Here is a 22,618-nt window from a genome sequence, read left to right as displayed (position 1 = left end):
GGGCGGAAGCATGGCGGATACGGATCCCGTGGAGACGGCCTGGCGGATCCATGCGGCGCTTGTCGACTGGACCGGGAAGGTGGACGCCAAGGCCGGGTTCGCGTTGACGTTGGAGTCGGCCGCGTTGGGTGCGATCATCGCGTTCTCCGGGTCCCGGCATCAGTTGGGGCAGGTGGAGGGTGCGTTTCCGACGGTGCTGTTCTGGGTGGGTGCGGTACTGCTGGGGGTGGCGGCGCTCGCCGCCGTTTCCGTCGTCAGTCCGCGGCTGGGTACGGCGCAGGGGCACGACTGGCGGCAGAACTTCGTGTACTTCGGGGATCTGCGGCACTGGGAACCCGACCGTCTCGCAGAGAAGCTCGCCGACACCTCTGCGCTGGCTCCGCTGAGCCGTCAACTGGTCGAGATGAGCCAGGTCATATGGGCCAAGCAGCAGCGGGTGCGGCAGTCGTTGATGCTCGCCGTGGCCGGTGTGGTCGTCGTCGTGCTCGCCTGGCTGCTGGGCCGGTAGCCATGGCTCACCGCCCCGCCTCCTTCTGGGAGGCGCTCGATCCCGCCGACCGGGCCCTGCTGGAGCGTTCGGGCACCCGGCTGTCGCTGCCAGCGGACCGGCTGCTGCTCGCGCAGGGCGACGACTCGGACCATCTGGTCGTGCTGCAGAGCGGCTGGATCAAGGTGGTCGCCCAGTCGCACGCCGGTTACCGTGCGCTGCTCGCCCTGCGCGGTCCGGGCGAACTCCTGGGCGAGCAGGCCGGTCTGGAGGGGCGGCGCCGCTCGGCGTCGCTCCTCACGGCCACCGCCGTCGGCGTACTGCAGCTGACGGCGGCCCGCTTCTCCGCGTACGCCCGGTCCCGGCCGTCCATCGCGGCGGCGCTGGAGCAGACGCTGTCGCAACGGCTGCGCGAGGCCGACGCCCAGCGCACCGGCATCACCGAGCCGGTGCCCGCCCGGCTCGCCGCCCTCCTGCTCGACCTGGTCGAACGCTGCGGCGAGCCGGAACCCGACGGCACCGGCCGCCGGATCGGGCTCCCCCTCTCCCAGGACGACCTCGCCGGACTGCTGCTCACCTCCCGGCGCACGGTGAGCCGGGTCCTGGAGCAGTGGCGCGCCCAGGGCTGGGTGGTGACGGGGCGTCAGTCGTTGCTGGTGGTGTCCGTGGACCAGTTGAAGAGGCTGGCGTTCGGCGGGTGACCCGGGCTCAGCAAGGGGAGTGGCTCACCCCCTCCTTCGGTGCCTTGAAGATGCGGTAGCCGTCGGTGGCGGTCAGTTGGTAGGTGATCGTCCAGTCCGTGCAGGTGCTGTTCTCGTAGCCGGCGGGGCCGTAGCCGGGGTCCTGGTGGCTGCGGAAGGTGACCGTGGCGAGGGTGAAGTCGCCGGAGTCGCGTACGGCCGTGAGGGCGATGTCGGACTCCTCCGTGGTGGCCATGACCTCCTTCCACTTGTCGCGGCTCGAGGCGGAGTCGAGGTCCACCGTGGCGGTGTTGGGGTCGTAGTGGCCGAGCGCCTTGTCGTAGTCCTTGGTGTTGATGGCGCCGTAGAAGTGGGCGAACATGGCGGCCACTTCGGGGGCTTGTGGCGCGTCGGACGCCTGGGAGTAGTCCACGGACGCGCCGGGTGCCTCGGCCAGGTACTCCGGTTCGGGTTCCGGTTCCGGTTCGGGGTCCGACGTGTCCTGGGGTGGCGGAGATGTGCCGCCGGTGTCGGGTGCGGAACGGACGGAGGGGTTGTCGGTCGCCGCTCCCGCACTCGACGTCAGCGAGTCCACGAGCTCGGGCCCGTACTGCACGGCGGCCCACAGGCCCGCGAGCACCAGCAGCAGCACCATGACGGCCTTGCCCAGCCCTCCGCCGCCGCCCGTCCCGGACGGGGCCGGGGGCCGCTGCGGCGGGGTCCAGACCTGGAACGGGGCCGGGTTCGGGACCGGGGCCGGGTTCGGGTCCGGTTCCGGGTCCGGGGGCAACGGCTGCTGCCGGGGCGGCTGGTAGGGGTTCCCGGCGGGTGCGGTCGGCGGAGGGCGGTGCATGCGCAGCTGGGCCAGGTCCAGCGCGGTCAGCCACTCGGCCATCGCGGGCCGTCGCGCGGGGTCCCGGCTCTGGCCGCGCGAGGCGAGGCCGGCCAGCTCGGTGGAGACGGCGCGCAGCGGTGCGAGGTCCGTGCTGTCGTGGTCGCGGTTGAAGACCCGCGCGGCGACCAGGGCGAACTTCCAGGAGTCGGATGCCGTCGTGGCCTTCGCCGGTTCCGGCACCTCCCAGCCGGTGGTCTCCACCTGGCGCATCACGTCCCGGCCCCGGCACCGCATCGAGTCGCAGTCGATCAGCAGGCACTTGGGCGTGCCGATCTGGGTGAACAGGATGTTCTTCGGCGACAGGTCGCCCACGCTCACCCCGTTGTGGTGCAGCCGGTCCAGGGTGCGCGCCAGATCGAGCAGCAGCGCCAGCCGCTGCTCGTCGTCGACGTGCAGGCCGATCCGGGCTGCGTAGCCGTCGTCGTTGAGCAGGAACTCCAGGGCCTGGAGCTTCACCTCCGACAGGTTCGGGCTGTGCAGTTCGTACGCCGGTGCCACGCGCGGCATCAGAAAGCCGACCACGCGCATCCCGGCGTTCTGCGACGGCGGCAGCCGCTCGGGCGGGCGGCCCGTGTAGACCATGGCGCACGGCCAGGTCAGCCGGTTGTCCAGCAGGGCGCGGTCGGACGGGCTCAGCAGGTCGCGCAGCACCACCATGTCGTGCAGGACGTCGGCGTCGTACGCGAGGGACGGCAGGTACTCCTTGTAGGCGAGGTACTCGCCCTGGAACCGGCCGGGCGGGCTGGGCACGGCGTACACCTTGCCCTGCCCGCCGGCGCCCAGGGAGTGCGCGGTGTAGTCACCGAGCTGGTCCGGCCGGACCCAGGACACCGTCGTCATCATGGCTCTGTCCGTTCACGGTCGCGGGGCCACAGGGCGATCAGGGTCCGGTCGTCGTCGAAGGTCTCCCGGGCGAAGTCGAGCAGGTGCGCGAAACCCAGCGGCGGTACGGGGCGGCGCAGCTGGTCGGCGAAGAGCCGGCCGACCATGCCGCGCCCGTCGCCGACCGGGTCGCCGAACCCGTCCGTGCCGACCAGCAGGACGCTGCCCGGCTCCAGCCTGAACTCCAGCGGCCGGAAGTCCCGGGGGACGTACGGCAGTGGCTGCACGGCCGAGGAGAGCAGCCCGTCGGCGCCGGCGGTCTTGCCGCCCAGCATCGGGTAGAGCTCCTCGTGTTTGATCTGCCAGACCCCGGAGTCGCCCACCGACAGCAGGGCGACCTGGACGCCCTCCGGGGTGGGCGTGGCGACCCCGGCGACCAGCGTGGTGGCCAGCAGCTCGGCTGTCTCCGCGACCCCGGCGTCCGGGGTGCGCAACAGACGGCCGGCCTGTTCGCGCAGCTGCCAGTGGACCGTGGACAGCAGCTTCTGCCAGTCCGTGACGAAGCCGCCGCCCTCGCGCACCTGCTTGAGCAGCTCGTCGACCGCGCTGCGGCAGGCCAGTTGGGAGCCGATGTGCGGCTGGCGCGCGTCGGACACCCCGTCGGCGACGGCGATCACCACGGCGCCGGTGCTCGGGTCCCAGGCCGCCGCGGCGTCGTCCTCGCGCGGGCGCCCGTCCCAGCGGTGCTGCTGGCCGCGGACCGAGGCCAGCCGCAGATCGAGGGTGTGCGTCGACCAGCCGTCGCACACCGTGTCGGGGCGGTACGACAGCCCGCCCGTCGGCGGCCGCGGCGGGAAGTCGGCGGTCTCCTCCGCGTCGAGGGACATCCGGCGCCACAGGTCCATGCCGATGTTCTTCGGCGATGTCGGCCGGGGCTGCGGCTGATGCGGGGACCGCCAGTCAGCCGCCCCCTGCTGCCAGTCAGACGCCCCCTGCTGCGAGTCCGCCGCCCCCTGCTGCCAGTCGGCGTCCTGCTGCCAGTCGTAGACACCGGCCTGCGCGGGCTGCTGCGGGCGCAGGGGCGGTGCCGGGCGGGGTGGCGCGGGTGCCGGGCCGGTCTGCTTCGGGGGTTCGTCGGGGGCGCGACGATGGGGAAACCTCACGTCAGATCACATCGATCGCGACGGTGAAGCCCTCGGGCTTGTCCACCACCAGCTGCGGGGACGCCGAGCCCAGTGAACGGCCCGAGGAGATCACGCTCTTGGTCAGCGCCGTGCAGAACTTGGCGATGGCCGCGCCGACGTCGACGCCCTTGTTCGCGACGAATCCGAACTCCGGCCGGGTGGCGACCTGGCTGATCGTCTTCGCGTCGGCGTCCACGATCCCGCAGGCGATGATGTTGGGCGCGCCCAGGGTGGTGTTGCGGTCGGTGAGGCGGCGGTGCGGGTCCTGCCAGTCCTCGCCGTGGTTGGGCAGGCCGTCGCTGAGGAAGAACACCGCGGGCCGGTGCACCTGGTAGCCCTCGGCCTTCAGGCGGTTCACATCGGCCGGTATGCGGCTGATCAGGTCCTCGAAGGCGGCCCGGTAGCTGGTCATGCCGCGGGTGGTGAGCCGCGGGAACTCGGCCGCGCTGCGCAGGTCGACCAGGCGGACGCGTTCGATCACGTCGTCGGAGAAGCCGAGCACCGAGAAGCGCACCTTGGCGGCGGCCATCGGCTCGCCGAGCAGCGCCTGGTGCAGGGAGCGCAGGCCGTCGTTGAGGTCGTCGATGTGCTCGTCCATGGAGCCCGACTCGTCGGCGAGGACGTAGATGGGGAGCAAGTGCCCCCGGTTGCTTTCCATCATCGTCTTCCGTTTCTGTTCCAAGTGGGGACTGCGTGGGGTGCCTTGGTGGTGAGGTGTCCGAGGGTCACAGCGCGTCCTCGGCCCGCCGGAAGCCGTCCGGCGGGTTGATGGAGAAGTTCGCCTCGCCGGACGCGAGGCGCTGCCCGTACGAGACGACGCTGTCCCGCAGGAATGCGGCACAGCTGTGTGCGGCCGAGGCGGCGTCCTGGTGCGGGGCGGCCATGAAGCCGAACTCGGGGCGGGTCGCCACGCCCCGCACGGCCTGCGCCTCGGCCCGGCCGAAGCCCAGCGCGATGAGGTGCGGGGCCGCCCGGTTGCGGTCGGTGTCGGTCAGGTCGTGGTAGTCGCTCCGCCAGGCGGCGCCCTCGTCGGGCGCGCCGCCGGTGAGGAAGTACACGATGGGCCGCAGCACCTGGGCGCCGTCGTTCTTGACGACGGTGACGTCCTGTCCGATCAGCGGCCGCAGGGTGCGGAAGGCCTGGCTGTACGACAGCCCGCGCCGGCCCACGAGGAGGGGGGTACGGGTCCCGGGGCCGACCTCGGCGAGGGACAGCCGCTGTTCGGTGGTGGCGGCCATGCCGAGGACGCCCAGCCGCAGGACGCGGGAGACGTCCGGGGCGTCGGAGAGCGCGGAGTGCAGGGCGTCCAGTCCGCGCTGGAGTTCGTCGAGGCAGGCGCGGTCGAGGGACTCGTCGACGACGAGGTAGATCAGGGCGGTGGGGGCGGTCCTGGCGAGCGGGCCGGACGGTGTGGACGGGCCGACGGTGGGTGAGACGACGGTCGGGGTGTAGCCGGGGGCCGGACTCTGATCGGCCGGGGGTAGTTGCGGTGGGTCCCAGGGGCGGCCGCCGGTGAGCTGGGGGGTGGTCAGGGGCGGGAGGGCGCCGTCGCCGCCGGTGGCGCGGCCGACGGTGCCGGTGAGCTGCTGGCGCATCTGTTCCAGGTCGCCGGCCTGTATCAGGCCCTTCTCGGCCATGACCTGGAACAGGCCTAGCGCGCGCTGGTTCTGCAGTTCGGCGGTGGCCGCGCGGGCCTCCTCCAGTTGGCGGCGCATCTCGAACGCACCCGCGGCGTCGTGCGGGTGGGTGATCAGGTAGTGGCGGATCAGGCCGTCGCTGGTGGTGAAGGTGTCGGCGAGCGCGTCGGCCTGCCGGGCGGTGGCCTCGATCTGGGCCTGCTGCTGGATGGCCTCGATCTCGGCCTGCCGGACGACGGCACCCTTGTTGGGTATGTGCTCGGCCGCGCCGAGGTGTTCGCGCCGCCCGGCCTCGATCAGGGATTCCAGATGGGTCAGGGACTTGGCGTCGGGCCGGACGTGCACCTGGCAGCCGTACAGCTTGAGGCCTTCCTGGAAGACGACCGGCTGGGCGCACAGCTGGTTGAGGTGGTGCTGGAGGCCGAAGGAGTCCTCGATGGCGAAGCGCTGGCCGGCGCCGTGGAAGAGGGAGACCAGGTGGCCGTGCACCACGGGCAGCGGGTCGCGCAGGCCGGAGCGCACGAAGTCCTCGGCGCCCTTCCAGCCGTCGATGCGGAAGGCGAAGTCGACGGTCACCTCGAAGGCGTGCACGCCGTCCCGGGAGACGAGCGGGTTGCGGCCGAGGACGGCGGAGCGCTGGTAGGCGCGCAGGTCGACCTCGTAGCGGGTGCGGTACTTGGAGAACATCTGCTGCGAGGGCTTCATCGGGCGGCCCTCGAAGCAGGCCACCTCGCCGGACGCGGTGGCGTAGACGACCGCGAGATGGGGTTCGGTCGCCTTGGTCGGCCCCACGGCCATGCGGGGCACCGGCGTCTGGCTGACGATCAACGACACCGGCTCGGTCACCGGGCACCTCCAGAGTGAGCGGGGTCGGCGGACGGCCGCAGGGCGCTGCCGAGGACCGCCGCGGCGCGGGGCAGGGGACGGAAGCGGTCGCGTTCGGCCCAGCGCGTCACATAGCGCCGCAGGAGGCTGCCGACGCGGGGACTGCGCGCGGCCACGTCCTGGACGAGGACGCGGTGCAGGTCGTCGAGGAGCAGCGGGTCGGTCTCGGCCTGGGCGGCCCAGGCCTCCAGGACGCCTGCGGACTCGTCGCCGAAGAGTTCTCCGCCGATCACCTCGGCCCACAGGTAGCCGAGCAGGCGGCGCAGTTCGCTGCCGGGCGGGTCCGCGGCGGCCAGCTTCAGCAGGGTGGGGCGGGCGCGCAGGTCCGGGCCTTCCTCCGTGGCGAGGGCGTCGGCGAGGATCAGGAAGACGAGGTGGCCGACGGGGCGGCTGAGCGGTTCGTGGACCATCTCGGCGACGGCCCGCAGCACCAGCGGGGCGTGTGCGGCGACGTCGTCCTCGACGAGGTCGGCGAAGGCGTCCCCGATGGCGATGGCGACCTGGATGTGGTCGACGGTGCCGAGCCGGGTGAGGCAGCGCACGGCGGTGTCGAGGTCGGCGCCGCCCAGGCACAGTCCGTACGCGCGGGCGGCGGCGGCCTGGAACTCCCAGGTGCCGCTGAGATACCAGCCGTTGACGAGGGCGTGCACGCCGAGCCGCAGGGCGGGGTCGCGGGCGCACACGCGCAGGGCGTAGGCGATGGCCTCGCGGCGCGCGGAGCCGCTGTCCTCGTGCAGCACCCAGCCGGGCAGCACCTGCGTGGCGATGTGGTCGAAGGCTTCGGTGGCGATCAGGCCGAGCGCGGTCCCGGCGAAGCTGCGCACCTGCTGCGAGGGCGAGTCGACCAACTCGGCCAGCCAGTCGACGAGTTCCTGCTGGATGCGGTACTCGGACCAGACGTGCCGGATGATCCGGGGCGGGTAGTCGGGGTTGCGGTACTCGGCGACGGTGCAGGGCAGCCAGCCGAAGCTGCCGCGGGTGACCGCGGAGACGGTACGGGCGCGCAGCTTCTCGGCGAGCAGCCGGCGGGACTGCGCGAACGGGTCCTGTCTGAGCGGTACGGGGCCGCGCTCGACGCTCGTGGTGAGGACGCCGCGGTCGCTGCGGAACCGGTCGAGCAGGGCGGCGGCGGCCAGCGCCACGTCCTCCTGCGGCAGCCCGCCGAGGACGGCGAGGGCGATGGCCTGGGTGCGCAGCCCGGTGTCGCCGAGCCCCTCGAACCACTCCTCGGGGCCCTCGCCGCCGGAGCTGTCCATCCGGGCGCGTACCCGGTCCGGGTCGATGCCGCCCCCGCCGTACTCGTGCGCGAGCACCTCCGCGAGTCGGGCGGCGTCGCGGCAGGCGGGGCCGTCGCTCAGGAGTTCCGCGGTGAGGTCGGCGACGCCGTCGGCGGCCAGGGCGCGTTCTGCGTCCGCCTCGCCGAGCCGGTGGGCCAGATGGGCGGCGAGTACGGCGTCAAGGGAGTCGGGGCGGGTGACGCGCTGGACGTACTCGCCGACGCTGCGGTCCAGCTCGGCGTCCGGGCCGGCGATCAGCACCAGGCGGGCGTCGGCCCGCTCCAGCAGGCCCTCCAGGCCGGCCAGTTGGGAGCCGTGCAGCTCGCCGAGGTCACGGGGGCGGTCGAGGATCAGCCCGGCGCCGCTGCCGAGTTGGCGCAGCTCGGTCAGCCGGGTCAGTTCGGCCACCGAGTCCAGCAGGTACCAGGCCTTGACCTGGGCGGAGAGCAACAGCCGGACGGCCGCCGCGGTCTTGCCCGCGCCGCCGGGGCCGCGCAGCACGACCGAGCGGCGCTGCCAGGCGTCGGCCTGGATGTCGTCCCAGCGGGGCGGCGCCTGGAATGTGTGCCGGACGGTCTCCACGAGGGCGGCGGCCAGGGTCCGCAGGACCACTCCGCGCTCGCCCGCGGCATGGATGACGATCTTGTCGCCCTGCACCCGGTCGCCGCCGATGTGCGTCCAGGCCTCACGCAGCAGCCCGGCACGCAGGCTGCCCTGACCGGTGCGCGCGGTGGCAACGCTGGCACTGGCACCGGCGCCGACGTTGCTGGCGGGGGGTTCCGGGGTGGGCGCCTGGGGCCCCGCCGGGGGCTGGCCATCACCACCGGCTCCGGCGCCCGGGGCGGGTCCGGTGGGCGCGGCGGGAGCAGCGCCGGGTGCGGCCGGGGCGGCGGGGGCGGGCTGAGCGCCCCTCGGCGCTGCCGCGGGCCCCGGTTGCGGGGCGGGCGACGGGGTGGCGGGGGCGGGTCCGGGGGGCGTGTTCATGATCCGTCCGCGGGGGTGCGGTGGGGGGCGGGGTTTTCGGGCGCAGCACTGGGCGTCGGAGGAGAGCCGTAGACCTTCTTGTCCCCCGCCACATAGTCACCCCCAACTGCCAACGCGCCGTCCCCCACGGCGAGCTGACCGCCCGTCATGCCCTCGACGTACAGCGTGGGCGGCGGTGCCGGGCTCCCCGGGTCGGTGCCGCCGCCCACTCCTCCCGCGTTGCCGCCCGTGCCGGGGGTTCCCCCGCTTCTTCCACGGTCACGTGGCGACTCCCCCGGGTCCGCGGGAAGTCCGGGAGGCGCCGGATAGCCGGGTACGGTGACCCAGCCCCGGCGCTGCTCGTCGTGCTTGGTGACGAAGTCGGCGGGCAGATAGGCCGCCGGGTCGATGCCCGGGTAGCGGCCCAGCACCACCGACCGGTGCATCTCCTCGGAGACGACCACCACGAGGTGCGCCCGCGTGGCCCGGGCGAGCACCTGCTTGACCGGGGCGGCGTCCACCAGCCGGGCCAGGTCGTTGACGGCCGTGCCGGTCCACCGCTGGCCGCGCTGGATCACCAGCCCCTGGTGCAGACCGACGCGCAGCCGCATGCGGTGGTCGTCGTTGTACTTGCCCCGGTGTTCGACCAGCGCGTCCTCCAGGCCCCGCACCAGCTCCCGCAACAGCCTGGTGGGGCTGGTGCCGATCGGGATCAGGATCAGCATGCCGTCCCCGCGGTCCTGCACGGAGCACCCGTCGAGGTCCAGACCGGCGCGCGCCAGCGCGAACTCGACCACGTGGTACAGCTCTTCGTGCAACGTCGCCTGGGCGGTCTCCGCACGCAGACTGAAGTCCTCGATGTCGAGAAGGACGATCCAGTGGCTGAGAGGATCCGGCGCGACCATCGGCGACCTCCTGTGCTCGGCCGGGGCCACGTCCGCCCCGCGAATACCTGGATAAAAGCTGCGAGCGCGCCTGTCTACGCCAACTGGCGCACAACGCGGCGCATGTGCCCCCTCCGCACGGCGCATCCGGACAAGACACCACACGGACCTCTACGATGCCCACCGCCCGGTTCACGCAACCCATCCGCCCGCAACTGCCATACCGTCATACCCTGTCTCTCACAGGGGAGTTGGTGGCCAGTCGACGCACGAGGGAGGGGGCCCGGTGCGCGCGTTCCGCATCCCGGCACCGCTGCTGCTGGGCTTCGCGCTCGGGCTGGTGATCATCCTGCTGCTGCGCGACTGGTCGGGGGGCACCGGCGGCGAGGGCGATACACGGGCGGCTCCGCACGACGCGCGCCCGCACACCGACGAAAGCACCCCGGTGCCGACCCTGTGGCCCCCACCGCGCGTCGTACGCGACGACCGGGGCTCGGTGGCCATCGGCCGCAGCGTGGCGGTGCGCACCGGGGACGCGACTGATCCGGCCACCCTCGACACCGTCGTCCGGGCACTGCGCGCGGGCGGTGCCCGCGAGATCCGCATCGGCGACGAGCCCCGCTCCGGGGAGCTGCTCGTGGTCACCGACGGGACGTCGGCGGACCTGGACGCCGGTTCACCGAAGGGCCTGCCCAAGGGCGGCTACGTCCTCGCCGTCGGCCACGCCGACGACGCCCCCCGCGTCGTCCTCGCCGGAGCGGACCGGACCGGCACCTTCCACGCCGCACAGACCTTCGCCCAACTGGTGCGCCCCGTCGGCACGGCCACCGCCCGCACCACCCTGCCCGCCGTCCGCATCCGGGACTGGCCCGCCACCGCCACCAGGGGCATCGTCGAGGGCTTCTACGGCACCCCCTGGACGCACCAGGAGCGCCTGGCCCAGCTCGACTTCGCCGCCCGCTGGAAGCTCAACACCTACCTCTACAGCCCCAAGGACGACCCCTACCTGCGCTCCCGCTGGCGCGACCCGTACCCGGAGTCACGCCTGACCGCCCTGCGCGCCCTGGCCCGACGCGCCACCGCCCGCCACGTCTCCTTCGTCTACGCCCTCTCCCCCGGCCCGACCGTCTGCTACTCCTCCGCCGCCGACCGCGCCGCCCTGCTGCGCAAGTTCCGCCAGCTCTGGGACATCGGCGTGCGCTCGTACGCCGTCCCGCTCGACGACATCGACATCACTCGCTGGAACTGCGCCGCCGACGGGACGACGTACGGCCATGGCCGGGCAGCGGTGGCCCGCGCCCAGGCGGACCTCCTGAACGACATCCAGCGCGACTTCCTGACCCCCCGCCCGGAAGCCACCCCCCTGATCACGGTCCCCACGGAGTACGACGGCACGCGCGCCACCGACTACAAGACAACCCTCGCCTCCACCCTCTCCCCCGACATCACCGTGATGTGGACGGGCCCCCTGGTCGTCTCCCCCACCCTGCGTACCGACCAGGCCCGCGAGGCCGCCCGCCGCTACGCGCACCCGGTCCTGATCTGGGACAACTACCCGGTGAACGACTACACGCCGGGCAACCTCCTCCTCGGCCCCTACGAGGGCCGCGACTCCGGTGTCCCCGGCGCGGTGGCGGGCATCACCGCCAACCCCATGAACCAGGCCACCGCCTCCGTCCCCGCCCTCTTCTCGCTCGCCGCCTACGCCTGGCATCCGGAGGCCTATCGCCCCACCGCCGCCCTCGACGCGGGCCTGAGGCTCCTCGCCGCCGGCGACCGCCGCGCCCTCACCGCCCTGCGCGCCTTCGCCGACCTCAACCACGCCTCCCGCATCGACACGACCCCGGCACCGAAGCTGGCCGCGCTGATCGAGGCGTACCGGCGCGGCGCCCCGAACGCGAAGGCGGCCCTGCGCAACCACCTCACCACCCTCGCCACGGCCCGCGACACGGTCCCACCGGCGCTGCGCACCTCCGCCGCTCCATGGCTGGACGCCACCCACGACTGGGCGCGAGCGGCCCTGGCCGCCCTGGCCCTCCAGGACGGCACGGGCACCACGCGCAGCCAGGTCCGCGCCCTGCGCGACACCGCCCGCTCCCACACGGTCACCGACTGGCAGGGCCGCACGCGCACGGTGGAGGTGGGAGCGGGGGTGCTGGACGCGTTCGTGGCGCGGGCGCTGGGCTAGCTTCAGACCCGTACGACGATCTTGCCGGTGTGGGCGTTGCGCTCCATCAGCCGGTGGGCGTCGGGGAGTCGGTGGAGTCCGTCGAGGGCCTCGGCGACGACCGGGCGCAGCGTGCCGTCGAGGAGGCCGGAGTTGACGTAGTGGGAGGCCCGGCGGCGGCCTTCCGCGGTGTCGGCGGCGGCGAGGTTGTTGTAGCCGTGCACGGTGAGGGGCCAGTGCATCGGGAGTTCCGTGGGCCGGCCGTCCAGCCAGCCGTAGTTGATCAGTGTGCCGCCCTGGACGACGGCCTCGCCGAGGGTGCGGAAGCCGGGCCCGCCGATCGCGTCGAAGACGACCTCGACGCCACGCCCGCCGGTGAGCCGCCGTGTCTCCTTCACCACGTCCTCGCCGTCACTGACGACGACATGCTCGGCGCCCAGGTCCAGCAGCCGCCGCCGCTTGGCCTCGGTGCGGGTGGTGGCGATCGGTACCGCGCCGGTGCGGCGGGCCACCTGGATCGCGGCGGTACCGGCGCCGCTGGAGGCGCCGGTGATCAGGACATGGTCGCCGGGCGCCAGGGCGGCCTGCCGGACCAGGGCGCCGTACGCCGTCGAGTAGGTGACCCAGGCGGCGGCCGCCGTCACCGCGTCCACCTCCCGGGGGCGCGGCAGCACCGCCGTCTCGGGCATCAGGATGCGGTCGCCGTACACACCACGGGCGCTGAGCTCGAAGTTGCCGCCGGTGAGGACCGGGTCGCCGGGGGCGAACGCGGTCACGCCGGGCCCGACAGCGACGACCTCGCCCGCGGCCTCGTAGCCATTGCGGGAGCCGGGCAGAGTCGGCGCGTAGAAGTACTGACCGGCGCGGAACAACAGGTCCGCGCGGTTGAGCCCGACTGCGGCCACGTCGATGAGGACCTCGCCCGGGCCGGGCTCGGGCAGCTCGGTCTCCTCGACGCTCAGCACGTCGGGGCCGCCGGTTTCGTGAAAGAGCACTGCACGTGCGGTAGTTGACATGCCGTCGACGCTAGGCGCGCCGGGAGAGACGAACCATGTCCACCGGTCTCGACTTTCTGTCCGTACGTCTTCGCCATCGGGTTGGCGGGCTACGGTACGGACATGGACGTGCTCAGTGACGCGGTCGCCGCCATGCGCACCGGACGGCCGCACTCGGGACGCCGGGACATGTACGCGCCGTGGGGGCTGCACTTCGAGGCCTCGGACGGTGCCGGGTTCCATGTGGTGCTGCGCGGGTCGGCGTGGCTGATCCCGGCCGAGGGCGAGCCGGTGGCGCTGGCGCCGGGCGATGTGGCGTTCCTGGCCCACGGGCGCGGGCACGCGCTGGCCGCCGATCTCGACGTACCGCTGGAGGACGTACGACGGACCCCGGACGGCCTGTGGCCCGAACTCCGCGCCGAGCCGCGGGAGTCGGAGCCGGACGCGGTCATCCTGTGCGGGGCGTACATGCTGGACCGCAGCCGGGCCCATCCGCTGCTGACCGAGTTGCCGGAGGTCGTGCACCTGCCCGCCCGGGTCGGTGCGCACAGTCAGCTCCGTGCCGCGGTGGACCTGCTGGGCGCGGAGCTGGCGGAGTCCCGGCCGGGCGCGGACACGATCGTCACCTCGCTGCTCGACACGCTCCTGCTGTACATCCTGCGGGCCTGGTGGGAGCGCGAGCGGCACGGCTCGGGGCATCCGACGGGCTGGTCGGCAGCGCTCGCCGACCCGGCCGTGGCGGCCGCCCTGCGCGCCATCCACGCCGACCCGGCCCACCCCTGGACCGTCGAGGAACTCGGCGCCACCGGCGGCCTCTCGCGCGCGGCCTTCGCCCGCCGCTTCACCGCCCTGGTCGGCGAGCCCCCGCTCGGCTACCTCACGTGGTGGCGCATGACCACGGCGGGCCGCCTCCTGCGCGACGACGACACGCCCCTGCGCCTGATCGCCCAGCGCACCGGCTACACCTCGGAGTTCGCGTTCGCCAAGGCGTTCAAGCGGGCGTTCGGGGTGGCGCCGGGGCAGTACCGGCGGCGGGCTTCCTGACCGCATGACGAAGGGGCGCCCAAGCCGCTCCCGGCGAGAGGCGCCCCTTCGGACGGGCTCACTTGTTCAGGTGCGCCCAGAACTCGTCGAACGACAGGAGCTTGTCGCCGTCGAGGTCGCGGCCGGCGATGATGGCCTCGGCGACCGCCTCGGTGACGTTCCAGTCGCCCCCCTGCGCCAGAGCGGTCTTGAACTCCTTGGCGGTGATCCGTCCGTCACCGTCCGTGTCGATCCGCTCGAACTGCTTGCGCGCTTCCTCGATGTCCGCCACCGATCCGCCCCTCATCTCGTGCTCTTGCCGTCGTACTGACGCAGGTCAGATTAACTGCCCACGCGCGCCTCCAGTGCGGCGACCACCCACGCGAACTCCTCACGGTGCGCGGCGGCCGGTCCCCGGCCCTTCACCACGGCGAGCAGTTCGCGGTAGCGGGCGACGCGATCGTCGGCGCTGGAGCGCAGGCGCTGCAGTACGTCGGCGGGGTCGGCGTCACCGAGGACGGCGCGCAGGACGTCCGCCGCCTCGGGCGAGGCGGGGGCGATCCCGCGCTGCCGGGCCTCGGCGGCCAGCTGCACCAGCCGCCGCGCGAACCACATCGACGCCCCGGCGGGCACGTCCGGCCCCCGGTCGGCCGCGTTGAACTCGGCGACCTTCCGCATCCGCGCCCGGAACTGGGGATCCTGGAGCATCTCGGCCAGCTCCACCCAGGCGTCCACCTGCTCGGGCGTCGGTTCCTCCGGCAGGTCCACCGCCATGGTGCGCATCCGCTCCCGGATCACCGGGTCCGCCGTGTCCAGTCCGTGGAAGATCTCGTCCACGAGCTCCTCCAGGATCCGGCTCCGTTCGGCGGCCGAGAGCCGCGCCAGCTTGTTCATCAGGGTCATCTCCTTCGCGGTCGAGCCGCGTCGCGCCACGGTCGACAGCACCGCGCGGGTCACCCGCAGCGAGCGGATCTGCGCGTCCAGCGCCGCCACGTGCGCCGCCGCGACCTCCGCGACGGTCCGCTCCCCGGCCAGCACCTTGCGTACGTCGCCCAGGCCGAGGCCCAGCTCACGCAGTGTGCGGATCAGCTCCAGGCGGGCCACGGACGCCGCGTCGTACAGCCGGTAGCCGCCCGCGGAGCGGGCCACCGGGTGCAGGACGCCCTCGTCGGACCAGTAGCGGATGGTGCGCACGGTCAGTCCGGTGGACCGGGCCAGCTCGCCGATGGTGAACAGACCTGTGCTGTCGTCGATCATGTCTGCGAGTCTGTGCCTTCCAGTGGGTGGAGACTCAAGGAGCACTGCGGTGGAGACCTTGCGGGACATTCTGGACGCGGCGGCGCGGGGCGTCTTCCCACCGGCGAACGGCCGGACGACGGTCGTGCCGCAGCACTGCGCCCGGGACGCGGGCGTGATCGCCTTCACCGGCCACTCGGTCGTCTTCACGGACGAGGACCCCCAGTGGGTGTACGACACCCTGGGCGCCCTGGACTGCGACACGCTCGCGGCGACGATGAACGCCCGCTTCCTCGCCGCCTTCATGGACCGCACGGGACGTACGACGGACACGATCGACGTGATGACGGTGGCCTCGCCCCTGCCGGGTGAGCCACCCCTCACGCTGCGGGAGATCCGCGACCCCGGTCACCCGAGGGTCGTCAGCTCCCTGCGGCGCCGTGACGAGGTGCGAGTGTGGGCCACGGACGGCGGTGTGCTCGTGCTGGGCCGCGGCATCGCGGGACGGCTGGAGGCCGCGGTGGAGGTGACGGAGACGGTACGGCACCGGGGGCTGGGCCGGGCCCTGGCGCTGGCGGCGCGGCACCTGGCCGGTGGCGAGCCGGTGTGGGCGCAGATCTCCCCGGGGAACGCCCGCAGTCTGCGCGCGTTCCAGGCGGCCGGTTACCGACCGGCGGGGTCGGAGGCGCTGCTCAGCGCCGGGCCTGGTTGCTCTCGCAGCCGCTCGTGATCTCGACTTCCGCCGTGCTCGGTTCAGCCGTCCGCAGGACGCTCTCAGCGTTCCGCAATCCTCATCTCGAACCACGTCGTCTTGCCGCGCGGCAGCAGGTCCACGCCCCAGCGGTCCGAGAGTTTGTCGACGAGGTAGAGGCCCCGGCCGCTGACGTCCATCTCCTGGACCGGCATCAGGCAGGGCAGCCCCCGGGAGGGGTCACGCACCTCGACGCGGATCCAGCCCTTGCGGCGGCGCATCCGCAGACCGAACACGCGGGCGCCGGTGTGACGTACGGCATTGCCGACCAGCTCGGAGACCAGTAAAACGGCCTCCTCGGTCGTCTTGGCGGACAGGCCCCACTGGCGCAGTACGACGACCTGGGCGAGCCGGCGTGCCGTCGCGGCGGACTCGGGACGGGACGGCAGCGGAATCTCCGCCTCCGTCGGATTGCCGAACAACTCCAGCGCCTTGAGCGCTCGTTCGTCCTCGGCCGCCGGCGACCAGCGCGCCGCGGTCGTACGGCCGCGTCCTTGCGGCTGTTCGATGCCCTCCAGCCCCGCCATGCCCCCATCATGGCCGCCCGGCGCGTCCTCCGGGGCCGTTCCCGCGGAATACGCCTCCCTCGAATCGTCGTTCCGGGCGCTTCGGTTGGCATATGCCGATGGCAGTTCGGAGCCGCCAACAGCCCCTGTGACGTGGGAAGAAGGGTCGGTCGGCGGCAAAGGACGGACTCCCTCGACAAGGTAGGCTTAAGGCTGCTTTAAGGCTTCCATAAACCGCCCCATCGAGGGACCCGGATCAGACAGCGCGTCAATTGCAAGCTTGACGCGCGGCTTACAGGAACTTGGCCTTGCCCGGCCCCTCCTCCACGAAGCTGCGCATCCCCCGCTCACGGTCCTCCGTGGCGAACAGGCCCGCGAACCAGTTCCGTTCGACGGCGAGGCCGGTGTCGATGTCCGTCTCCAGGCCCGTGTCGATCGACTCCTTCGCCGCGCGCAGGGCGAGCGCGGGGCCCTGCGCCAGCTTCGCCGCCCACGCGTGCGCCGTGTCGTACACCTCGGCCGCCGGGACGACCTGATCCACCAGCCCCAGGGCCAGCGCCTCGTCGGCCTTCACCATCCGGCCGGTGAAGATCAGGTCCTTGGCCTTGGACGGGCCGATCAGCCGGGCCAGCCGCTGGGTGCCACCCGCGCCCGGAATCAGGCCGAGCAGGATCTCCGGCTGGCCCAGCTTGGCGTTGTCGGCGGCGATGCGGTAGTCCGCGCACAGCGCGAGTTCGCAGCCGCCGCCGAGCGCGTAACCCGTCACGGCCGCCACCACGGGCTTGGGGATGCGCGCCACCGCCGTGAAGGAGTCCTGCAGGGCGCGGGAGCGCAGGACCATCGCGGTGTGGTCCATGTTCTGCATCTCTTTGATGTCCGCTCCGGCCGCGAACACCTTCTCGCCGCCGTAGACGACGACCGCGCGCACGTCGTCGCGGCGCGTGGCCTCCTCGGCGAGTTCCTTCAGCCGGTCCTGCGTGGCGGTGTCCAGCGCGTTCATGGGCGGGCGGTCGAGACGGAGGGTGCCGACGCCCTCGGCGACTTCCAGATTCACGGTCATGCCAGCAGGTTAACGGGGACTAACGGCGACGGGCCCGGTGCGGTCGCTCACACCGGGCCCGTCCTCGTCAGCGGGTCACGCCGTCACGCCTTCCACTTCTCCCACGACATGTTCCAGCCGTTGAGCCCGTTGTCCGGGTCCACGATCCGGTCGTTGGAGTTCTTCACCACGACCACGTCGCCGATCATCGAGCTGTTGAAGAACCACGCGCCCGGTGCGCCCTTGTCCCAGCCGCCGCGCACATCGCGCAGGCCGATGCAGCCGTGGCTGGCGTTGTAGTTGCCGAAGGCGCCGCCCGCCCAGTAGTTGCCGTGCAGGAAGGTGCCGGAGGTGGTCAGGCGCATGGCGTGCGGGACGTCCTTGATGTCGTACTCGCCGCCGTAGCCGACGGTTTCGCCGTTCATCCGGGTCACCACGTGCTTCTCGCTGATGACCATCTGCCCGTTCCAGGTCTCCATGCCGGCCTTGCCGGTGGTGATCGGGATGGTCTTGACGACCTTGCCGTCCCGCATGACCTTCATCGTGAGCTTCTTGGCGTCGACGACGGAGACCTGGCTGCGGCCGATGGTGAAGGAGACGGTCTTGGCCTGCTCGCCGTAGACGCCGGGGCGGCCCTCGACGCCGTTGAGGTTGAGCTTGACGGTGACCTTGGTGCCGGCCTTCCAGTACTTCTCGGGCCGGAAGTCGAGCCGGTCGTTGCCGAACCAGTGGCCCTCGACGTCGACCGCCGGTTCGGTCTTGATCTCGATGGCCTTCTCGACCTGCTCGGGGTTGGTGATGCCCCGGGTGAAGTTGAGGGAGAAGGGCATTCCGACACCGACGGTGGAGCCGTCCTCGGGGGTGAAGTGGCCGATGAACGTGTTCTTCGGCGTCAGCGTGGTGAAGTCGGCGTCCTCGGCGGCCTCGCGGCCCGCGGAGTCCTTCGCGACCGCGTGCACCTGGTACTTGGTGGCGGCGGCCAGGTGGGTGGACGGCGTCCAGGTGGCGCCGTCCTTGGATATCTCACCGGCGATCTCGGTGCCCTTGGCGTCCTTGACGACGACCTCGGTCAACTTGCCCTTGGCGGCGGTGACCTTCAGGGCCCCGCTGGTGTCGACGGACTCCGCGCCGTCCTTGGGGGTTATGGTCACGGCCGCCTCGGACTGCTTGCTCTGTGCCGTGGCCGCACCCTTGCCCTTGCCGTCCCCGGACCCGGCCGCGGAGCCCGACCCGGAGTCCGATCCCCCACCGCACGCCGTGACGGCCAGCATCAGCACGCCCGCGACGAGCGCCAGGCCCTTGCGTCCGCGCCCGCCCCTGCGGCTCGTGCGCGCGTCAACCGACGCCCCCGATATCGGTCGCACGTTCAAGTTGTCTCCCCTCAACGGGCCTCTGACCGGGCCCTCATCGGACCCCGTCGGGCCCCCTCCCCTGCGCGTCCCGCGCGTTCGCGCATATTAACCACATGGTCGGCGCGGTCGAGGCCGCACGATTGTCACCGTTCAGTCCCAACATCGACCGGCAACAGTGAGCCACCCCGCCCCCGGCAGGCTCACATCAGAGCACTGCCCGCTTTCCACGCGTTCCACCCCATGTTCCAGCCCCCGAGTCCGTTGTCGGGAGCGACCTTTTTGTCCTTGCTGTTGACGACCTCGACGACGTCCCCGACCAGCGTGCGGTCGAAGAACCAGCCCGCCGGGGTCTCCGAACTGCCGCCCTTCTCGTCCCGCAGCCCGATGCACCCGTGGCTGACGTTCGTGTCGCCGAAGGTACGGGCCGCCGCCCAGTAGTTGCCGTGCAGGAAGGTGCCGGACTCGGTGAGGCGCATGGCGTGCGGGACGTCCGGGATGTCGTACTCACCGCCGAAGCCGACCGTGCTGCCGTTCATGCGGGTCACCTCGTACATGTCGGTGACCACCATCTTCCCGTTGTACGTCGGCGTCTTGGGCGCCCCCGCCGTGATCGGCACCGTGCCGAGCAGCTCGCCGTCCCGGCGCACCTCCATGGTGTGCTTCTCGGCGTCGACCAGGGAGACCTGGCTGCGGCCGACGGTGAAGGTGACCGTCTTGTACTGGAGCCCGTAGACCCCGGGTGCGCCCTCGACGTCCCTGAGCCGCAGGTCGACGGTGACCTCGGTGCCGGGTTTCCAGTAGTGCTCGGGGCGGAAGTCGAGACGGTCCCGGCCGAACCAGTGCGGGCGGATCTCGACGGCGGGCTTCGCGGTGACGCGCACGGCCCGTTCGACGGCCGCGCGGTCGGTGATCTCCCGGTTGAACCCCAGACTGACGATCATTCCGGTACCGACCACCGAGCGGTGCTCCGGGGTGACGTACGCGATGAAGCGTTCCTCGGGGACGTACGTGGTGAAGGTGGTGTGCCGGGCGAAGCGGCGGCCCTGGTCGTCCCGTGCCACCGCGTCGACGGTGTACTCGGCGGCCAGCGCCAGCCTCGTGTCGGCGGGTTCCCAGCGCCGCCCGTCGGCGGAGAGCCGGCCGGGCACCGGCTGCTCCTGGGCGTCCTGGGACTTGACGACCCGCACCGATTCCAGGCGTCCACTGGACACCCGTACGGACAGCGTCTCGTCGGGGCGGACGCCCTTGCTGCGGTCGTCCGGCGAGATCTGGATGACGTCCTTGGGGGACTGGGGCTTGCCGAGCGTGCCGAGCCCGTTCAAGCCGTCCGTGGTGCAGCCGGTGGCTCCGGCCAGCAGCCCTGCCCATGTCAGTACGGCGGCCAGTGCGGCCCTCGCGCGCCGCGCGCGCCCATGTACGTGCCTCACAATCGTGTTCAACGACCGGGCCCGCCCTGGGGAAACGTGAGTGCGAGCCAAGCTCTGGGCAGAACAGTGGGGAGGACGACGGGACGGGCTCCGCGGAAGGGACGCCGTGCCCCCGCCGACGTCGTCGCCACGAGCCGCGGGAGGCTGACAGGTGTCCAGCGCAGCCGAGCAGGAGACGGTGGCCGGGCAGGGCGGACGCCCGGCCACCGCGTTGAACGGCGCGCCGCGCGCCGCGCCGGCCGCCGCGGTGCCGGTGTGGCCGGGTGCGCCGACACCGCTGGGGGCCCGGTTCCGGGTCGGCCCGGACGGGGTGGCGGGGACCAACTTCGCGCTGTGGGCGGGCGGGGCGGAGGCGGTCGAGCTGTGCCTGTTCGACGAGGAGGGCACGGAGCGGCGGCACCGCCTGACCGAGCTGACCCATGAGATCTGGCACGGATTCGTGCCGGGGGTCATGCCGGGGCAGCGCTACGGCTATCGGGTGCACGGCCGCTGGGATCCGTGGACCGGCGGCCGCTGGAACCCGGCGAAGCTGCTGCTCGACCCGTACGCGCGTGCGGTGGACGGCGACTTCAGTCTGCCGCCGGAGGTCTACGGGCATGTCCGGGACTGGCCGCAGCAGCAGGTCGCGGACACCGTGCGCGACGAACGGGACTCGGCGCCGTACGTCCCGAAGGGTGTCGTCGTCCACGATGACGCTCCCGACGACGAATGGGCGGACGACCGCCGCCCGAAGACGCCGTGGGCGGACTCGGTGATCTACGAAGTGCATGTGCGCGGCTTCACGAAGCTGCACCCCGGCATCCCCGAGGAGTTGCGCGGCACGTACGCGGGCCTGGCCCACCCGGCGGCGATCGAGCACCTCACCAAGCTGGGCATCACGGCCGTCGAACTGCTGCCCGTGCACCAGTTCGCGCACGAGGACCATCTGCTGCGCCGGGGCCTGAAGAACTACTGGGGCTACAACTCCATCGGCTACTTCGCCCCGCACGCCGCGTACGCCGCGTCCGGCACGCGCGGGCAGCAGGTGGGCGAGTTCAAGCGGATGGTGCGCGCGCTGCACGCGGCCGGCATCGAGGTCATCCTCGACGTCGTCTACAACCACACCGCGGAGGCGGGCGAACTGGGCCCGACGCTCTCCCTGAAGGGCATCGACAACCGCGGCTACTACCGGCTCCAGTCCGACGCCCGCCGGTACGCCGACTACACCGGCTGCGGCAACACGCTGCACGTCGTCCAGCCGCACGTGCTGCGGCTCATCACCGACTCGCTGCGCTACTGGGTGACGGAGATGGGCGTGGACGGCTTCCGCTTCGACCTGGCGGCGGCGCTGGCCCGGTCCATGCACGACGTGGACATGCTGTCCCCGTTCCTCGCGGTCATCGCGCAGGACCCGGTGCTGCGCCGGGTGAAGCTGATCGCCGAGCCCTGGGACGTCGGCTCCGGCGGCTACCAGGTGGGCGCCTTCCCACCCCTGTGGACGGAGTGGAACGACCGCTACCGCAACGCCGTCCGGGACTTCTGGCGGCACGCGCTGCCGGACGTACGCGAGATGGGCTACCGGCTGTCGGGGTCCAGCGACCTGTACGCCTGGGGCGGGCGGCGGCCGTACGCCTCGGTCAACTTCATCACCGCGCACGACGGTTTCACGCTCCGGGACCTCGTGTCGTACGAGCGCAAGCACAACGAGGCGAACGGCGAGGGCAACCGGGACGGCACGGACGACAACCGCGCCTGGAACTGCGGGGCGGAGGGCGAGACCGACGACGAGCGGGTACGGGCGCTGCGCAGGCGGCAGCTGCGGAACCTGCTGACGACGCTGCTGCTGTCGACGGGCGTGCCGATGCTGGTCGCGGGCGACGAACTGGGGCGCACCCAGCGGGGCAACAACAACGCGTACTGCCAGGACAACGAGATCAGCTGGGTGGACTGGGGGCTGCTTCAGGATCCGGGGTGGCGGGCGCTGTTCGACCTGACGTCCCGTCTGATCGAGCTGCGCCACCGGCATCCGGTGCTTCGGCGCCGGGCGTTCTTCTCCGGGCGGGCGCACTCGGCGGACGGGCTGAGGGACCTCGCCTGGTTCACCGCGCGGGGCACGGAGATGACGGAACGGGACTGGTACGCCCCGGCGGCGACGGTCGGCATGTATCTGTCCGGGCGGGACATCCCGGGCCGGGACGAGCGGGGCGCGCCCATCCTCGACGACAGCTTCCTCGCCGTGCTGCACGCCGGGGAACGGCCGGTGAGCTTCGTCCTGCCGGGTCCGCCGTGGGCGGAGCGGTACGAGGTGGTCGTCGACACCTCGCGGGAGGAGCAGTCCGAGGCGCCGGGGGTGACGCACCGGGCGGGGGCGGCGGTGACGGTTCCGGCGCGGGCGGTGTTGCTGTTGCGGGTGGTGGGGTGAGCGTCGG

Annotated in this window: 19 protein-coding genes; 6 read left to right on the top strand and 13 right to left on the bottom strand. The window is 72.4% G+C overall.

The features are described 5' to 3' along the window. Positions 1-10: 10 nt before the first annotated feature. Entirely contained in the window at positions 11-508 is a 498-nt protein-coding gene (locus tag SSP24_RS43135; RefSeq protein WP_167529780.1) for a Pycsar system effector family protein, read from the top strand. A 2-nt stretch (positions 509-510) separates the two neighbouring features. Further along, positions 511-1,188, top strand: coding sequence for a Crp/Fnr family transcriptional regulator (locus SSP24_RS43130; RefSeq protein ID WP_167529779.1), 678 nt, complete (start codon positions 511-513; stop codon positions 1,186-1,188). Between the two features lie 7 nt (positions 1,189-1,195). On the opposite strand, the gene SSP24_RS33710 is transcribed toward SSP24_RS43130, so the two are convergent. The 6 genes from SSP24_RS33710 to SSP24_RS33680 form a co-directional block, all read right to left on the bottom strand. Beyond that, positions 1,196-2,905 carry a lipopolysaccharide kinase InaA family protein gene (locus SSP24_RS33710; protein WP_141313770.1) on the bottom strand — a complete coding sequence of 570 codons (1,710 nt, stop codon included), beginning with the start codon at positions 2,903-2,905 and terminating at the stop codon, positions 1,196-1,198. Next, positions 2,902-4,047 (bottom strand): protein phosphatase 2C domain-containing protein, encoded by a 1,146-nt coding sequence (locus tag SSP24_RS33705; RefSeq protein WP_141313769.1) that lies wholly within the window; start codon positions 4,045-4,047, stop codon positions 2,902-2,904. Before SSP24_RS33705 ends, SSP24_RS33710 begins: the two co-directional genes overlap by 4 nt. 1 nt (position 4,048) lies before the next feature. Next, complete coding sequence (locus SSP24_RS33700) at positions 4,049-4,729, bottom strand: vWA domain-containing protein (RefSeq protein ID WP_141313790.1); 681 nt, start codon at positions 4,727-4,729, stop codon at positions 4,049-4,051. 64 nt (positions 4,730-4,793) lie between these two features. Continuing rightward, positions 4,794-6,551: a hypothetical protein gene (locus SSP24_RS44995; protein WP_141313768.1), complete on the bottom strand. Its 1,758-nt coding sequence runs from the start codon at positions 6,549-6,551 to the stop codon at positions 4,794-4,796. Further along, positions 6,548-8,851, bottom strand: coding sequence for a hypothetical protein (locus SSP24_RS33690; RefSeq protein ID WP_167529778.1), 2,304 nt, complete (start codon positions 8,849-8,851; stop codon positions 6,548-6,550). The genes SSP24_RS44995 and SSP24_RS33690 overlap by 4 nt, the downstream gene beginning before the upstream one ends. Beyond that, positions 8,848-9,735, bottom strand: coding sequence for a nucleotidyl cyclase domain-containing protein (locus SSP24_RS33680; protein ID WP_141313766.1), 888 nt, complete (start codon positions 9,733-9,735; stop codon positions 8,848-8,850). The genes SSP24_RS33690 and SSP24_RS33680 overlap by 4 nt, the downstream gene beginning before the upstream one ends. A 265-nt stretch (positions 9,736-10,000) precedes the next feature. On the opposite strand from SSP24_RS33680, the gene SSP24_RS33675 reads away from it, so the two are divergent. Then, entirely contained in the window at positions 10,001-11,902 is a 1,902-nt protein-coding gene (locus tag SSP24_RS33675) for a glycoside hydrolase family 84 protein (RefSeq protein WP_141313765.1), read from the top strand. Positions 11,903-11,904: 2 nt separating this feature from the next. Here SSP24_RS33675 and SSP24_RS33670 read toward each other — a convergent pair whose 3' ends face one another. Next, the gene (locus SSP24_RS33670; protein WP_141313764.1) at positions 11,905-12,897 is read right to left on the bottom strand and encodes a zinc-dependent alcohol dehydrogenase family protein; all 993 of its coding nucleotides are present in this window, start codon (positions 12,895-12,897) and stop codon (positions 11,905-11,907) included. A 102-nt stretch (positions 12,898-12,999) separates the two neighbouring features. Between SSP24_RS33670 and SSP24_RS33665 the strand changes: the two genes are divergently transcribed. Beyond that, positions 13,000-13,920: an AraC family transcriptional regulator gene (locus tag SSP24_RS33665; protein ID WP_141313763.1), complete on the top strand. Its 921-nt coding sequence runs from the start codon at positions 13,000-13,002 to the stop codon at positions 13,918-13,920. Between the two features lie 58 nt (positions 13,921-13,978). Here the strand turns inward: SSP24_RS33665 and SSP24_RS33660 are convergent, their stop codons facing one another. Together SSP24_RS33660 and SSP24_RS33655 are read right to left on the bottom strand one after the other, a co-directional pair. Next, positions 13,979-14,191, bottom strand: a complete 213-nt coding sequence (locus SSP24_RS33660; RefSeq protein WP_141313789.1) for an EF-hand domain-containing protein — start codon at positions 14,189-14,191, stop codon at positions 13,979-13,981. A gap of 50 nt (positions 14,192-14,241) precedes the next feature. Beyond that, the gene (locus tag SSP24_RS33655) at positions 14,242-15,156 is read right to left on the bottom strand and encodes a MerR family transcriptional regulator (RefSeq protein ID WP_141313762.1); all 915 of its coding nucleotides are present in this window, start codon (positions 15,154-15,156) and stop codon (positions 14,242-14,244) included. A 49-nt stretch (positions 15,157-15,205) separates the two neighbouring features. Between SSP24_RS33655 and SSP24_RS33650 the strand changes: the two genes are divergently transcribed. Further along, a complete protein-coding gene (locus SSP24_RS33650) occupies positions 15,206-15,865 on the top strand; it encodes a GNAT family N-acetyltransferase (protein ID WP_244951804.1) in 660 nt (219 codons plus the stop codon). Between the two features lie 44 nt (positions 15,866-15,909). Here the strand turns inward: SSP24_RS33650 and SSP24_RS33645 are convergent, their stop codons facing one another. The 4 genes from SSP24_RS33645 to SSP24_RS33630 form a co-directional block, all read right to left on the bottom strand. Then, positions 15,910-16,413 (bottom strand): ATP-binding protein, encoded by a 504-nt coding sequence (locus SSP24_RS33645; protein WP_141313760.1) that lies wholly within the window; start codon positions 16,411-16,413, stop codon positions 15,910-15,912. 271 nt (positions 16,414-16,684) lie between these two features. Then, complete coding sequence (locus SSP24_RS33640) at positions 16,685-17,452, bottom strand: enoyl-CoA hydratase/isomerase family protein (protein WP_141313759.1); 768 nt, start codon at positions 17,450-17,452, stop codon at positions 16,685-16,687. 83 nt (positions 17,453-17,535) lie between these two features. Continuing rightward, a complete protein-coding gene (locus SSP24_RS33635; protein WP_174864768.1) occupies positions 17,536-18,801 on the bottom strand; it encodes a L,D-transpeptidase in 1,266 nt (421 codons plus the stop codon). A gap of 182 nt (positions 18,802-18,983) precedes the next feature. After that, the gene (locus tag SSP24_RS33630; RefSeq protein ID WP_141313758.1) at positions 18,984-20,210 is read right to left on the bottom strand and encodes a L,D-transpeptidase; all 1,227 of its coding nucleotides are present in this window, start codon (positions 20,208-20,210) and stop codon (positions 18,984-18,986) included. Positions 20,211-20,361: 151 nt separating this feature from the next. Here SSP24_RS33630 and glgX point away from each other — a divergent pair, with 151 nt between their 5' ends. Next, positions 20,362-22,611 (top strand): glycogen debranching protein GlgX, encoded by a 2,250-nt coding sequence (gene glgX / locus SSP24_RS33625; protein ID WP_141313757.1) that lies wholly within the window; start codon positions 20,362-20,364, stop codon positions 22,609-22,611. Positions 22,612-22,618: the final 7 nt, after the last annotated feature.

Source organism: Streptomyces spinoverrucosus, from assembly GCF_006539505.1.
GTDB lineage: Bacteria > Actinomycetota > Actinomycetes > Streptomycetales > Streptomycetaceae > Streptomyces > Streptomyces spinoverrucosus.
This window is presented reverse-complemented; position numbering and strand designations above follow the sequence as displayed.

Excerpts from the sequence above, each read along its gene's own strand:
- SSP24_RS43135 (WP_167529780.1), top strand. The coding sequence starts at position 11 with ATGGCGGATACGGATCCCGTGGAGACGGCCTGGCGGATCCATGCGGCG.
- SSP24_RS43130 (WP_167529779.1), top strand. The coding sequence starts at position 511 with ATGGCTCACCGCCCCGCCTCCTTCTGGGAGGCGCTCGATCCCGCCGAC.
- SSP24_RS33710 (WP_141313770.1), bottom strand. The coding sequence starts at position 2,905 with ATGATGACGACGGTGTCCTGGGTCCGGCCGGACCAGCTCGGTGACTAC.
- SSP24_RS33700 (WP_141313790.1), bottom strand. The coding sequence starts at position 4,729 with ATGATGGAAAGCAACCGGGGGCACTTGCTCCCCATCTACGTCCTCGCC.
- SSP24_RS33690 (WP_167529778.1), bottom strand. The coding sequence starts at position 8,851 with ATGAACACGCCCCCCGGACCCGCCCCCGCCACCCCGTCGCCCGCCCCG.
- SSP24_RS33680 (WP_141313766.1), bottom strand. The coding sequence starts at position 9,735 with ATGGTCGCGCCGGATCCTCTCAGCCACTGGATCGTCCTTCTCGACATC.
- SSP24_RS33670 (WP_141313764.1), bottom strand. The coding sequence starts at position 12,897 with ATGTCAACTACCGCACGTGCAGTGCTCTTTCACGAAACCGGCGGCCCC.
- SSP24_RS33665 (WP_141313763.1), top strand. The coding sequence starts at position 13,000 with ATGGACGTGCTCAGTGACGCGGTCGCCGCCATGCGCACCGGACGGCCG.
- SSP24_RS33655 (WP_141313762.1), bottom strand. The coding sequence starts at position 15,156 with ATGATCGACGACAGCACAGGTCTGTTCACCATCGGCGAGCTGGCCCGG.
- SSP24_RS33645 (WP_141313760.1), bottom strand. The coding sequence starts at position 16,413 with ATGGCGGGGCTGGAGGGCATCGAACAGCCGCAAGGACGCGGCCGTACG.
- SSP24_RS33640 (WP_141313759.1), bottom strand. The coding sequence starts at position 17,452 with ATGACCGTGAATCTGGAAGTCGCCGAGGGCGTCGGCACCCTCCGTCTC.